The following is a 14,622-nucleotide window of genomic DNA, read 5'->3' as shown; positions in this document are numbered from 1 at the left end:
GCCAAATCGACGCTGCCGTTTTTGGAAGGTTTCAATTGCTTCAAGTAAATGTTCTTCACTAAAATCCGGCCATAATACATCTGTAAACCAAAATTCTGAATAAGCCAACTGCCAAAGCATAAAATTACTTAAGCGGATTTCACCACTAGTGCGAATTAACAGGTCGGGGTCAATAAAATTGCCCGACATTAAATAGGAAGAAAATACTTTTTCATCTAGGTCAGTTACATCCAGTTTACCATTTTTACTATCAGTAACAACTTCCTTGACAGCATCAAGTATCTCTGCCCTACTCCCATAATTGAGAGCAAAATTTAGGACTAACCCATCGTTATCTTTGGTATCTTCTATAGCTTTTTCTATTGCACGAAGTGTATGTACCGGAAGTTGATTTTTATAACCCATCATTTTTACTTGTACATTTTCCTCAATTAAATCAGGAAGAAACGTACCAAGAAATTCATCAGGAAGGCTCATGATATATTCGACTTCATTCTTTGGTCTTTTCCAATTCTCCGTTGAAAACGCATATAAGGTTAAGGTTTTTATCCCAAGATCATTTGCTAATTTAGTGGTTTTTCGGACAACTTTCATCCCTTCATGATGACCAGCAATCCGTGGCAATGCCCTTTTCTTAGCCCAGCGCCCGTTGCCATCCATAATAATCGCCACATGTTCAGGAACAGGTAATTTTTTTATTTCATCTATTTTATCTCGGAGTGTGGAAGAGGTGTTTCGATTCTTCCTAAGCCTTATTTTATTAAACATGACATTGCTCCTCCAATTAGTTAATCATTTCCTCCGAAAATAAATTATATATCAATTCCATTGAATTGTGTGTTGTAATGTAATGGACATTTCGGGGTAGCATGTTTTTATCATACCAAAAAAGCATAAAGATATCTCTAATAAATAACTTATGTAAAATAGATGGAATTAAGAATAATATTAGACAACTTTCAAGAATCATGACAAAATTTTAGTTTATGTAATTAGATAGTGAAAAAACCCCCTAAAAAGAGGGTTCTTATATGAATTATACTTCCAGAATTTCTTTTTCTTTATCTTTTGTGATTTGATCAATTTTACTAATGTATTCGTCCGTTAGTTTTTGGATATCATCCGAATGTCCACGAAGACCGTCCTCAGTAATTTCACCATTTTTCTCAAGTTTCTTTAAGTCGTCATTACCATCACGACGAATATTACGGATTGCTACTTTAGCTTCTTCAGAATATTTTTTTACTAATTTCACCAACTCTTTACGGCGCTCCTCAGTCAATTGTGGGATTGCCAGACGGATAACCATTCCATCATTGGAAGGATTTAATCCTAAATCAGATTTAAGAATTGCTTTTTCAATATCACCAAGAATTGATTTATCATATGGTTGAATGACAATCAATCTAGCCTCCGGCGTGGTAATTCCAGCCATTTGATTAACTGGAGTAGGAGCGCCATAATAATCAATTGTAATTCTGTCTAATAACGATGCACTTGCTCTTCCAGCACGGATACTAGCTAGTTCACGAGTATATGACTGAATTGCTTTTGTCATACGATCCTTAATATTAGCAATGACCTGTTTCGGCATTAATGTTTCCCCCTAACAATTGTTCCTATTTTTTCACCCATAACGGCCCGTTTAATATTACCCTGTTCCATAATTGAAAAAACAATCAATGGAATATCATTGTCCATACATAAAGAGGAAGCAGTTGAATCCATAACGGCTAATCCTTCTTTAAGAACATCTAGGAAAGACAAGTCTTCATATTTAGTTGCATTAGCATCTAAGCGAGGGTCAGCGGAGTATACTCCATCAACATTATTTTTGGCCATTAAAATGACTTCGGCATCAATTTCTGCTGCTCGGAGTGCAGCTGTTGTGTCGGTTGAGAAATACGGGTTCCCTGTCCCTGCTGCAAAAATTACTACTCGCTTCTTTTCTAAATGTCTGATTGCACGACGTCTAATATATGGTTCAGCGACCTGACGCATTTCAATTGAAGTTTGGACACGTGATTCAATCCCTAAATGCTCCAAGCTATCTTGTAACGCTAAAGAATTCATTACTGTTGCCAGCATACCCATATAATCAGCAGTCGCTCGGTCCATGCCCATCTCACTGCCAATTTTACCGCGCCAAATGTTACCTCCGCCAACTACGACAGCAACTTCAACACCAAGCTCTGCAATTTCTTTAACTTGAATAGCAATCGATTTGATTACAGAAGGTTTAATCCCAAAGCTTGATTCACCTGCAAGTGCTTCCCCGCTTAACTTTAAAACTACGCGTTTGTACTTAGGACCGCTCATATAAACCTCCAATATGTATTTAATTTCTTCTTAAAAAAGGGAACACACAGTGTCCCCTATTAAATAACCTATTTCAGTAATATTCCCATAAAACTTTTGTTGCTAATGTTTTGAGAATATATGCTAATTATTTTTTAATTTGATTCATAACTTCTTCTGCGAAGTTATCTTCACGTTTTTCGATACCTTCTCCTACTTCGTAACGAACGAATTCACGGATCGTAGCACCTTTAGATTCAACAAATTGACGAACCTTTTGATCAGGGTTTTTAACAAAAGTTTGATCAAGTACACAAACATCCTCAAAATATTTACCTAAGCGGCCTTCAACCATCTTTTCAACGATTTTTGCAGGCTTGCCTTCGTTAAGAGCTTGTTGTGTTAATACTTGACGCTCATGCTCTACTTCGTCTTGTGATACTTGGTCACGAGATACATACTTTGGCTTAAGTGCAGCAATATGCATAGAAACATCTTTCGCAGAATCAGCATCTGTTGTACCTTCAAGTACAGATAATACAGAAATGCGGCCGCCCATGTGGATGTATGCACCAAAAGCATCATTGTCTGTTTTTGATAAAACTGTAAAACGACGAAGCGTTAATTTTTCACCAATTTTAGCAATCGCAGCATTGATATGGTCTGCTACTGTTGCGCCATTTTCCATTGTTTGAGCTGAAGCTTCTTCAACTGTTGCTGGCTTGTTGTTTAAAAGATGTGCAGCTAATTCCTTTACAAGAGCTTGGAAAGCTTCGTTTTTCGCAACAAAGTCAGTTTCAGAGTTTACTTCTAAGATTACTGCATCGTTTCCTTCAGTAACAACATATGTTAATCCTTCTGCAGCAATACGGTCACCTTTCTTAGCAGCAGATGCAATCCCTTTTTCACGTAGGAAGTCAATTGCTTTCTCCATATCCCCATCAGTTTCAGTTAATGCTTTTTTACAATCTAACATACCTGCACCAGTTTTTTCACGTAATTCTTTTACCATTTGAGCAGTAATTGCCATAATGTAAATTCCTCCTTTATTTTACTATGTATCCATATCTTAGCCAATGACAGCTAATATAAAACTTTCTTCTATTAACCTTCTTTAAAAAAAGGTGATAAAGGGTCTCCCTCTTATCACCTTTTCATTTACTCACTTAAATTAGGCTTGAACTTGTACTTCTTCACCTTGTTTTGCTTCAAGGATAGCATCTGCCATTTTACCAGTTAAAAGCTTAACCGCACGGATTGCATCGTCATTCGCAGGAATAACAACATCAATTTCGTCTGGATCACAGTTTGTATCAACGATACCAACGATAGGAATGTTTAATTTCTTAGCTTCAGCAACAGCGATACGCTCTTTACGAGGGTCAATGATGAATAATGCATCTGGAAGTTGTTTCATGTCTTTAATTCCGCCTAGGAATTTTTCAAGACGCTCTTGTTCTTTCTTTAATTGTACTACTTCTTTCTTAGGTAATACTTCGAAAGTACCGTCTTCAGACATTCTTTCAATATCTTTTAAGCGGCCAATACGCTTTTGAATTGTTTCAAAGTTTGTTAGTGTACCACCTAACCAACGTTGGTTAACATAGTACATACCTGAACGGCCAGCTTCTTCTTTAACTGAATCTTGAGCTTGTTTCTTAGTACCAACAAAAAGAACAGTTCCGCCATTTCCAGCAAGTTCCTTAACCCAGTTATAAGCTTCTTCAACTTTTTTAACTGTTTTTTGAAGGTCAATGATATAGATACCGTTACGCTCTGTGAAGATATATTTCTTCATTTTAGGGTTCCAACGGCGTGTTTGGTGTCCAAAGTGTACACCAGCTTCAAGCAATTGCTTCATAGAAATTACTGACATGATTTTTTTCCTCCTAATGGTTTGTTTTCCTCCGCTCACTTCATTTTTAAACAGAAACTGTTAGTAACAGCACCGTCTGTTTAAATCAATGAGCGTGTGTATTAACACCATGAAATAATATAGCATATGTAAAAATAACAATCAAGTATTACTTTACTAAAAAAACAAAATCCCTGGCAAAGCCAAGGATTTATCACAATTAATTCGATCTTAATTTATCTAATTCAACCAAGAACTTATCATTTAAGACCTTGATATACGTCCCTTTCATACCAAGTGAACGTGATTCAATTACTCCAGCACTCTCAAGCTTTCTTAAAGCGTTTACGATAACGGAACGGGTAATTCCAACACGGTCAGCAATTTTTGATGCTACCAACAACCCTTCACGTCCGTTAAGTTCTTCAAAAATATGCTCAATTGCTTCAAGTTCACTATAAGATAATGAACTAATCGCCATTTGAACAACAGCTTTGCTTCGAGCTTCCTCTTCAATTTCTTCAGATTTTTCACGAAGAATTTCCATTCCAACTACTGTTGCACCATATTCTGCGAGGATTAAATCTTCGTCATGGAATTTTGCTTCTAATCTTGCAAGAATTAGCGTTCCAAGACGTTCCCCTCCACCAATAATTGGAACAATTGTTGTTAAACCTGTACGGAATAAGTCTCCGTTCTCGACAGGAAATGCAGTATACTGACTTTCAATGTCAAGGTTTGACGAGGTTTCTTGAATATTAAATAAACCATTTGTATATTCTTCAGGGAATTGACGGTCCTCAAACATCTTTTTCATTCTTTCATTTTCAATTGCTTGATAAATTGAAAAACCAAGAAGTTTACCGCGACGGCTGACGATGTAGACATTTGCTTCAATTGTTTCACTTAATGTTTCAGACATTTCCTTAAAGTTGACTGGTTTTCCAGCTGCCTTTTGTAATAATACGTTAATTCTTCTAGTTTTTGTAAGTAAATCCATCTGTTCTTCCTCCTAATTAACTACAACCATTATTAAATTTTAGATAAGTATTAATGTTACATTTTAGGGTATTTAAAAAATCAACCCTCTCCCAAATCGGAAAATGAAAGGCTCATTTTTATAGGATAAACTGACTTAAATCTTTGTTTTTAGAAATAGCACCCAGTTTATCATCTACATACTGTGGTGTAATTGTTATCTTCTCCATCGAAATATCCGGTGCTTCAAAAGATAAATCTTCTAAAAGCTTTTCTAAAATGGTATGAAGTCGTCTTGCACCAATATTGTCTGTATTTTGATTGACTTCAAAAGCAACTTCAGCAATTCTACGAATAGCATCGTCAGAAAATTCAATTTGTATACCTTCAGTTTCCAATAAAGCTTGATATTGCTTAATCAGTGCATTATCAGGTTCAATTAAGATTCTGAAGAAATCTTCCACCGTCAGCTTCGTTAATTCTACACGAATTGGAAAGCGTCCTTGAAGCTCAGGAATTAAGTCTGAAGGTTTAGCCATGTGAAATGCCCCAGCAGCAATAAATAGAACATGATCAGTTTTAACTGAACCATATTTTGTCACAACAGTCGACCCTTCCACGATTGGAAGAATATCTCTTTGGACACCTTCTCTTGATACATCTGCAGACGATCCGCCTGAATTTTTACTAGCAATTTTATCAATTTCATCGATAAAAATAATCCCTGCTTGTTCAGCACGATAAATGGCTTCAGAATTTACTTCGTCCATATCAATTAGCTTTGCAGCCTCTTCACTTGTTAATACCTTTCGAGCTTCCCGGACAGTCAGCTTTCGCTTTTTATGTTTTTTCGGCATGAAACTGCTAAGAGCATCCTGCATGTTCATTCCCATTTGTTCAATACCGGACCCTTGAAGCATATCAAACATGGATGGTGTTTGCTCTTCAACTTCTACTGTAACAATTTCATCTTCTAGCTGCCCTAGTGCTAATTTTTCTTTGACAATTTTACGTTTTTCAGTAATCGAATAATCCTCTTGCTGGGTTTCCGGTTCAGTCGAAGGGCTTCCGCCGCCAAATAACATCTCAAGCGGATTTTTAAAGTTACTTGCCTTTTTCGCTGAAGGGACTAGTAAATCAACTAGCCTAGCGTTGGCATTCTCTTCGGCCCGTTCCTTTACACTTTGCATTCTCTCCTCTTTCACTAACCGTACAGAGGTCTCAGCAAGGTCTCTAACCATGGATTCAACATCACGACCAACATAACCCACTTCCGTAAACTTGGTAGCCTCAACTTTAATAAAAGGAGCACCAACTATTTTGGCAATTCTTCTGGCAATTTCTGTTTTACCTACCCCAGTTGGCCCAATCATCAAAATATTTTTAGGGATAATTTCATCCCTAAGTTTCTCATTTAACAACCCTCTTCTAAAACGATTTCTAAGGGCAACAGCAACTGCTTTCTTAGCATCCTTTTGTCCAATGATATATTGATCAAGTTTTTCAACAATTTGACGCGGGGTTAAATTAGTGGTTCTTCCCATAAATATCGGTCTCCTTTCGTTATAGCTCTTCAACAATAATGTTGTGGTTCGTGTATACACATATTTCCGCTGCTATTTCTAAAGAAGCTTTCGCTATTTCCTTTGCAGATAAGTGGTCACCTGCATATTTCTTTAGAGCACGACCTGCGGATAATGCATAGTTCCCCCCTGAGCCAATCGCAAGAATTCCATCATCCGGTTCAATAACTTCTCCAGTACCGGAAACAAGCAATAAATATTCACGGTTCATTACAATTAACATCGCTTCAAGCTTTCTAAGCACCTTATCGCTTCTCCACTCTTTGGCGAGTTCTACTGCAGCTCTTTGAAGATTACCGTTAAATTCCTCTAATTTACCCTCAAATAGTTCAAAAAGTGTAAATGCATCAGCTACTGAACCTGCAAAACCAGCTAATACTTTACCATTAAATATCTTTCTAACTTTTCTTGCAGTGTGCTTCATCACTACCGCATTACCAAATGTCACTTGTCCATCACCTGACATTGAATATTCTCCATTATGATGGATCGCAAAAATCGTTGTCGCATGAAATTGATTCATTACGATGAGCCTCCCTTTAGGGTGATTTCTATTCTCATTTTCGCGCTGATAACTATGTAACATGTGAAAATATCATAAAAAAACATATTTTACTGATATTATGTTGATAATGTTCAATTGTATTTTGAGGAATTCAGTTCCATTTGTAAATACTCGATAATTAACTTTAAGAAAACATTCACATTTGTCATAATATTATCTCACAAGGGCTTCTAAATCGTAACATACTTCTAATTCTCTTGCAATAAACTTTACAAAACTTTCACAAAGTTCTGAATTGTTTCTAACGCTCGATTTGCATGTTGCAAATTCCTTTCTTGCTTGCCTTTAATTCTTTCCGGCAGTTCAGGGAATAAACCAAAGTTTGCATTCATTGGCTGGAAATTTTTCGCGTTGGTTGTCGTAATATAATGGGCCATGCTACCGATTGCTGTCTCAGCAGGGAATTCTAATGGATCTAATCCCTGGGACAATCTTGCTGCATTTATTCCTGCAATTAATCCACTTGCAGCCGATTCAACATACCCTTCTACGCCTGTCATCTGGCCTGCAAAGAACAAATCTTCACGATTCCGGAACTGGTAGGTTGCTTTTAAAACTTTCGGAGAATTGATAAAAGTGTTCCGATGCATCACACCATATCGGATAATTTCCGCATTTTCTAAGCCGGGTATTAATTGAATGACTTCCTTTTGGGCGCCCCATTTTAAATGTGTCTGAAATCCGACAATATTAAAAAGTGTCCCCGCCGCATCATCTTGACGAAGCTGTACTACAGCAAAAGGTCTCTTTCCTGTTTTTGGATCTTCTAAGCCGACTGGTTTTAATGGACCGAAAAGCATCGTTTTCTTTCCTCGTGATCCCATTACTTCAATCGGCATACATCCTTCGAAAAAGACTTCCTTTTCAAACTCTTTAACTGGAACAGTTTCAGCAGAGATAAGTGCATCATAAAAGCGATTAAACTCTTCTTCGGTCATAGGGCAGTTCAAGTAAGCTGCTTCCCCTTTATCATAGCGGGATTTTAAATAAACCTTTTCCATGTCGATGCTGTCTTTTTCAATAATTGGTGCAGCAGCATCGTAAAAATAAAGGTAGTCTTCGCCGGTTAGTCCCTTTAGCTTTTCTGAAAGCTCAGGGCTTGTGAGTGGGCCTGTGGCGATTACTGTTAAACCCTCAGGTATTTCAGTTACTTCTTCATTCACTACCGTAACATTTTCATGGTTTCTCACCATTTCTGTTACTTTCGCTGCAAATTCATGGCGATCAACTGCTAATGCACCTCCTGCTGGAACAGAACAAGCATCTGCTGCCGAAATAATGACTGAATCAAGCTTTCTCATTTCTTCTTTTAACACACCTACTGCATTAGTTAATGTGTTGGCACGTAAAGAATTGCTACAAACTAATTCTGCAAATTTATCTGTATGGTGCGCTGGTGTTTGCTTTACTGGACGCATCTCATATAGTCGTACTTTAACCCCGCGTTTTGCAATCTGCCAGGCTGCTTCACTACCTGCCAATCCTGCACCGATTACATTTATAGTGACATCTTTCATTTATTATCCTCCTAATTATAACCTTGGTTTATGTATATGTGGAAAAGTTCACATACCTATCATTACCTTTCCCACAATTAAGTCCAACTTGCATTGTACTATACGAATGAAAAAGAAAAAAGTTTTAAGATTTTAAACATAATGAAAAGAGTGGACTTTGTCCACTCTCCCCCTTAGCTTTGTGGTTCTTCCTTGTAGTCACAGCTAACACATTGAACTTGCATGCCCTTTTTCAATTTCTTTTCAACTAGCATGCCTTCACATTTAGGGCATTCCCTTGGCAGTGGTTTATCCCAAGAGATAAATTCACATTCAGGATATTTGGTGCACCCATAAAATAATCGCTTTTTCTTGCTTTTACGTTCAATAATCTGTCCTTCTTTACAAGTAGGACAGGTAACACCAATTTCTTTGACAATCGGTTTTGTATTCCTACAATCTGGGAAATTGCTGCAAGCCATAAATTTTCCATAGCGTCCCATTTTAAAGACCATTGGACTTCCACAGTTCTCACAATCTTCCCCTGCCGGCTCGTCTTTGATTTCAACCGATTGCATTTCTTCTTCAGCTTTTTTTAAATCAATTTCAAAGTCTTGATAAAACTCGTCGATTATTTTGACCCATGGTACTTTTCCGACTTCAATATTATCTAAGCCTTGTTCCATTTTCGCTGTAAATTCCACATCTAAAATATCTGGAAAAAACTCTAAAATTGCTTCATCGATTATTTCACCAAGTTCGGTTGGTACAAATCTTTTATTGTCTAGTGCGACGTAACCCCGCTTTTGAATCGTATCAAGGGTTGGTGCATAAGTAGACGGGCGTCCTATCCCCAGCTCTTCGAGTGTTTTAACAAGTCTTGCTTCTGTATAACGTGGCGGTGGCTGCGTGAAGTGTTGCTTCGGCTCAATGTCCTTTTTAAACACTTCATCTCCTTCTTTAAGGTCAGGAAGCATTTTGTCTTTTTCATCTACCTGGTCATCTGACCCCTCAACATAAAGCTTCATAAAACCTGGAAACTTAATTTTCGATCCATTCGCACGGAAGATGACATTGCCATTTTGTAAATCTACGCTCATTGTATCCATAACAGCTTGGGCCATTTGGCTTGCTAAAAATCGATCCCAAATTAATTTATATAAACGGAATTGGTCTCTCGATAAAAATGCTTTTAAGCTATTAGGATCCCTTAATGTACTTGTCGGGCGAATCGCTTCATGTGCATCTTGAGCGTTTGTTTGTTTTTTCTCTTTTCTTTGTTCTTCTTTTAAATATTGTTTCCCAAACTCTGTACTGATGTAATCCGCCGCTTCGGCTTGGGCTACTTCAGAGATTCTAGTAGAGTCTGTTCTCATATACGTAATTAAACCAACTGTTCCTTCTTTTCCAAGTTCAATTCCTTCATATAACTGCTGTGCAAGCATCATCGTTTTCTTAGCACGAAAGTTTAGTTTTCTAGCAGCTTCTTGTTGCAAGGATGAAGTAATAAAAGGTGGGGCTGGATTTCTTTTTCGTTCTTTTTTGGAAACTGACACAACCCTAAATGTATTATCATTCATTTGACTTAAGATTTTTTTGACATCTTGTTCAGATTTTAGTTCAAACTTTTCCTTACCCACCAATGAAAAATACTGGGCACTAAAATGGTCTTTCCCTTTTAAAAACTCTCCATCAATGGTCCAATACTCTTCGGGATTAAAGTTTTTGATTTCATTTTCTCTATCAATAATGAGATGGACCGCAACGGATTGAACTCGTCCTGCACTTAATCCCTTTTTTATCTTTTTCCAAAGCAGGGGACTGATATTGTAACCGACTAGGCGGTCTAAAATTCTGCGTGCTTGCTGCGCATCAACTAAATCCATATTAATTGGTCGTGGATGCTTAAATGACTCTTTAATTGCATCCTTTGTAATTTCATTAAAAACCACCCGGCAATCAGAATTAATGTCTACTGATAAACTATGGGCCAAATGCCAAGCAATTGCTTCCCCTTCGCGATCCGGGTCAGCTGCGAGATAGATTTTTTTTGCCTTTTTGGCTGCTGTTTTTAATTCTTTTAAAACTGGACCTTTTCCACGAATGGTAATATATTTTGGTTCATAGCTATTTTCTACATTGACCCCCATTTGACTCCGTGGTAAATCTCGAATATGTCCCATTGATGCTTTTACTTTATATTTATTCCCTAGGTATCGTTCAATCGTTTTCGCTTTGGCCGGCGATTCAACGATTACAAGAAAATCAGCCATTCAAAAATCCTCCTTAAGAGGGAAAGTGTAGAAGCGCCCCGCATCCGGCAATGTCTGTTTCTAAGGTGCTTATTTGGAAAGCATTCCTAATTACCAGTTATACCTAATTTGAACGGAGAAAATACTTTACAAAACTGCCCTATCCCAAAGTTATTCTTTATATGTTATTTACAATATTATTTATGCTATTTACAAATATTCTTTTTTTCGAACATCTGTTGGAAAATGTATAACAAATTAGAAAATATTGCAACCTTTTTAAGCTAATTTCTCCATTTATTCATGAAAAACCTCTAATTTTAATGAATTTTTCGTAAAAATATCCAGTATCTAGAGTCTTATCTAATTTCAACTAGAATATCCTCCGCTTCTGTTACAAGCTTTGCCCCTTGTTGAATTAATTCATTTGCACCGATGGAATATGGATTAAAAATGCTGCCCGGCAAGGAAAATACATCTCTTCCTTCATTAACAGCATAATTAGCTGTAATTAGGGACCCGCTTTTTCGTTTTGCTTCTATTATAAGTGTCCCCTTGGATAAACCGCTAATAATACGATTTCTTGACGGGAAATGCCATCTAAGTGGTTTAGTATCAGGAGGAAATTCCGAAAGAACAAGCTGGTTTTTCATCATCTCTAAAGCTAAGTTCATATTTTCTTTTGGATAGATATGATAAAACCCTCCAGCAATGACGGCAATTGTTTTTCCGCCATTTTTTATAGCAGATTCATGGGCAAGTGCGTCAATCCCTCTTGCTAACCCACTGACTATTAGGACTCCGTTACTTATTAATTCCGGAAAAATCAATCGAATCGCATTTTTGCCATATTGGGTAGCTTGTCGGGAACCCACCACGGCTAGTTTGGGATCCTTTTCAAGCAAGGAGAGGTCGCCCTTGGCAAATAATGCCCACGGGGGTTGATAGATTTCTTTTAACAACGGTGGATATTCCTTATCCAATATAGTGATAACTGCAATTTCATTGGTATCGTATTGGCGAATTTGGTCACGAATAATATCGGGATTGAAAGTAGGACTAGAAGATTTTTGTGGAGGAATATTTGAGGTACTTGGTGGGAATAAGCTTGTTTGCTGAGAGGATTGGTTTTTTAACCTATATAAGTTCGACAGTGCTGGGTCCCTTTTTAGAATTTGGAAAACTGTACTCCAGGAGATATCAGGGTAGTGCAACAAGGAAATAAGTTTTTCTTTAAAGTCATCCATTTATAATTGCCTCCTTTATTTTATAAAGAACAAATAGCCCCTCAATTATGAGGGACTATTTGATAAGATCTAGCTGAGTTTGAAAACCTATATAACTGTCTAGCACTTACACGGCGTTTCACACTTTTTAGTGAGTTTTACACTTTTCGTATAAGCCTTGCTCTTTTAATACTGTAATTAATGTTTCACCCATTACAGACGGTGTATCGGCAACTTTAATTCCGCATTCGTTCATGACACGGATTTTTTCGTCTGCAGTACCCTTACCACCAGAAATAATTGCACCTGCATGGCCCATACGTTTTCCTGGAGGGGCTGTCCGTCCGCCGATGAAGCCGACAACAGGTTTGGTCATGTTTGCTTTGACCCATTCTGCTGCTTCTTCCTCCGCCGTACCGCCGATTTCACCAATCATGATCACAGCGTATGTTTCAGGATCTTCATTAAATGCTTTTAAAACATCGATAAAGTTTGTTCCGTTAACTGGGTCGCCGCCAATACCAACAGCCGTTGTTTGACCGAGTCCAGCTTGAGTTAATTGATGAACAGCTTCGTAGGTTAATGTTCCAGATCGGGACACAACACCTACATGGCCTTTTGTATGAATGTAGCCTGGCATGATCCCAATTTTACATTCATCAGCCGTAATAACACCCGGGCAGTTTGGACCAACTAAGCGGGTCTTTTTGCCTTCCATATAACGTTTTACTTTTACCATATCCAAAACTGGAATATGTTCTGTAATGCAAATCGCAAGATCCAACTCAGCATCGACAGCTTCGATTATTGCATCGGCTGCAAATGGTGCAGGAACGTAAATAACAGAAGCTGTAGCGCCTGTTGCAACAACTGCATCTTTAACAGTATTAAAGACAGGAACGCCTTCTACTTCCATTCCGCCCTTACCTGGAGATGTGCCACCAACAATTTGTGTTCCATATTCAAGCATTTGTTTTGTATGAAAAAGGGCTGTTGAACCGGTAATCCCTTGAACAATAACTTTTGTATCTTTATTAATAAAAACGCTCACGTTAATTCCCCTTTCTTTAATCCTATTTCACTAATGAAACGATTTTTTGTGCGCCATCAGCCATGGATTCAGCAGCAATAATTTCTACAGTTGACTCAGCTAAGATTTTCTTACCTAACTCAACATTTGTTCCCTCTAAGCGAACAACAAGCGGAACACTTAGCCCAACCTGCTTAGCTGCTTCTACAACACCCTCAGCAATAACATCACACTTCATGATTCCACCAAAGATATTAACGAAAATACCTTTTACGTTTGGATCAGAAAGGATAATTTTGAATGCTTCTGTAACCTTTTCAGCCGTCGCACCGCCCCCAACATCAAGGAAGTTAGCGGGGTCACCGCCGTAATGTTTAATAATATCCATTGTTGACATCGCAAGTCCCGCACCATTAACCATACAGCCAATGTTACCATCTAATGCAACATAGCTTAAATCGTATTTAGAAGCTTCGATTTCTTTAGCATCTTCTTCTTCTAGGTCACGGTACGCTAATACGTCTTTCTGACGGTATAATGCATTTGAGTCAAAGTTTAACTTCGCATCAAGAGCCATTACTTTTCCATCACCGGTCACAACAAGTGGGTTGATTTCGGCAATTGAACAATCTTTGTCAATATAAGCATTGTAAAGAGCTGTCATAAATTTTACAGCCTGGTTAATTAATTCTTTTGGAATATTAATATTAAAAGCGATTCGGCGTGCTTGGTATGGCTGTAAGCCGACAACCGGATCAATTTCTTCTTTAAAAATTTTCTCCGGAGTCTTTTCAGCAACCTCTTCAATTTCTGTTCCACCCTCTTCAGAAGCCATTAAAACGACTCGTGAAGTTGCACGGTCTAAAACTAGTCCAATATAATATTCTTTCTTGATATCACAGCCTTCTTCTATAAGCAGGCGTTTAACTTCTTTTCCTTCTGGACCTGTTTGGTGAGTTACTAATGTTTTTCCGAGGATTTCGCTTGCGTATGTACGAACCTCTACAAGGTTTTTCGCTACTTTAACACCACCGGCTTTTCCCCGTCCACCGGCATGGATTTGTGCTTTTACTACACAAACCTGTGTACCTAATTCTTTCGCTGCTTCGACTGCTTCTTCAACAGTGAATGCTACTTTTCCATTTGGAACCGCAACCCCGTATTTTCTGAGGATCTCTTTCCCTTGATACTCATGGATATTCATTTCCCATCCTCCTATTCAAACTCTTCTAAAAACTGACTCCGTTTTCATTTTATATAATGATACATACCTTGTCTACCATTATGCTAAAAAATTATATACATCTTTAAAATATTCGGAATAGTCAATCATTATTTT

At 37.7% G+C, this 14,622-nt stretch carries 13 protein-coding genes; all 13 read right to left on the bottom strand.

What is annotated here, in order from left to right; genetic code table 11:
- Positions 1-768 (bottom strand): isoprenyl transferase (locus tag V7121_RS05175; RefSeq protein ID WP_335545917.1); only part of this gene is annotated, 768 nt, incomplete at its 3' end.
- Positions 769-1,036: 268 nt separating this feature from the next.
- Positions 1,037-1,594: a ribosome recycling factor gene (gene frr / locus V7121_RS05170; protein WP_335499349.1), complete on the bottom strand. Its 558-nt coding sequence runs from the start codon at positions 1,592-1,594 to the stop codon at positions 1,037-1,039.
- On the bottom strand, positions 1,594-2,319 hold the full coding sequence (gene pyrH, locus V7121_RS05165; protein ID WP_168242772.1) for a UMP kinase: 726 nt from the start codon (positions 2,317-2,319) through the stop codon (positions 1,594-1,596). The genes frr and pyrH overlap by 1 nt, the downstream gene beginning before the upstream one ends.
- Positions 2,320-2,446: 127 nt before the next feature.
- Entirely contained in the window at positions 2,447-3,328 is an 882-nt protein-coding gene (gene tsf / locus V7121_RS05160; protein ID WP_335499352.1) for a translation elongation factor Ts, read from the bottom strand.
- Between the two features lie 141 nt (positions 3,329-3,469).
- A complete protein-coding gene (rpsB, locus tag V7121_RS05155) occupies positions 3,470-4,174 on the bottom strand; it encodes a 30S ribosomal protein S2 (protein ID WP_218345632.1) in 705 nt (234 codons plus the stop codon).
- 199 nt (positions 4,175-4,373) lie between these two features.
- The gene (codY, locus tag V7121_RS05150) at positions 4,374-5,153 is read right to left on the bottom strand and encodes a GTP-sensing pleiotropic transcriptional regulator CodY (RefSeq protein WP_335499356.1); all 780 of its coding nucleotides are present in this window, start codon (positions 5,151-5,153) and stop codon (positions 4,374-4,376) included.
- A gap of 118 nt (positions 5,154-5,271) precedes the next feature.
- The gene (hslU, locus tag V7121_RS05145) at positions 5,272-6,675 is read right to left on the bottom strand and encodes an HslU--HslV peptidase ATPase subunit (protein ID WP_335499359.1); all 1,404 of its coding nucleotides are present in this window, start codon (positions 6,673-6,675) and stop codon (positions 5,272-5,274) included.
- Between the two features lie 19 nt (positions 6,676-6,694).
- Positions 6,695-7,237, bottom strand: a complete 543-nt coding sequence (gene hslV / locus V7121_RS05140) for an ATP-dependent protease subunit HslV (RefSeq protein WP_026566454.1) — start codon at positions 7,235-7,237, stop codon at positions 6,695-6,697.
- 251 nt (positions 7,238-7,488) lie between these two features.
- On the bottom strand, positions 7,489-8,796 hold the full coding sequence (gene trmFO, locus V7121_RS05135; protein ID WP_335499362.1) for an FADH(2)-oxidizing methylenetetrahydrofolate--tRNA-(uracil(54)-C(5))-methyltransferase TrmFO: 1,308 nt from the start codon (positions 8,794-8,796) through the stop codon (positions 7,489-7,491).
- Positions 8,797-8,969: 173 nt separating this feature from the next.
- On the bottom strand, positions 8,970-11,048 hold the full coding sequence (gene topA, locus V7121_RS05130; protein ID WP_335499363.1) for a type I DNA topoisomerase: 2,079 nt from the start codon (positions 11,046-11,048) through the stop codon (positions 8,970-8,972).
- 338 nt (positions 11,049-11,386) lie between these two features.
- Entirely contained in the window at positions 11,387-12,274 is an 888-nt protein-coding gene (gene dprA, locus V7121_RS05125) for a DNA-processing protein DprA (protein WP_335499365.1), read from the bottom strand.
- A 127-nt stretch (positions 12,275-12,401) separates the two neighbouring features.
- On the bottom strand, positions 12,402-13,304 hold the full coding sequence (sucD, locus tag V7121_RS05120; protein ID WP_335499368.1) for a succinate--CoA ligase subunit alpha: 903 nt from the start codon (positions 13,302-13,304) through the stop codon (positions 12,402-12,404).
- Positions 13,305-13,326: 22 nt separating this feature from the next.
- Positions 13,327-14,487 carry an ADP-forming succinate--CoA ligase subunit beta gene (gene sucC / locus V7121_RS05115; protein WP_335499370.1) on the bottom strand — a complete coding sequence of 387 codons (1,161 nt, stop codon included), beginning with the start codon at positions 14,485-14,487 and terminating at the stop codon, positions 13,327-13,329.
- Positions 14,488-14,622: the final 135 nt, after the last annotated feature.

The organism is Neobacillus drentensis, from assembly GCF_036962125.1.
Taxonomy (GTDB): domain Bacteria; phylum Bacillota; class Bacilli; order Bacillales; family Cytobacillaceae; genus Neobacillus; species Neobacillus drentensis_B.
Note: the sequence above shows the minus strand (reverse complement) of the source record. Positions and strands in the feature narration are given on the sequence as shown.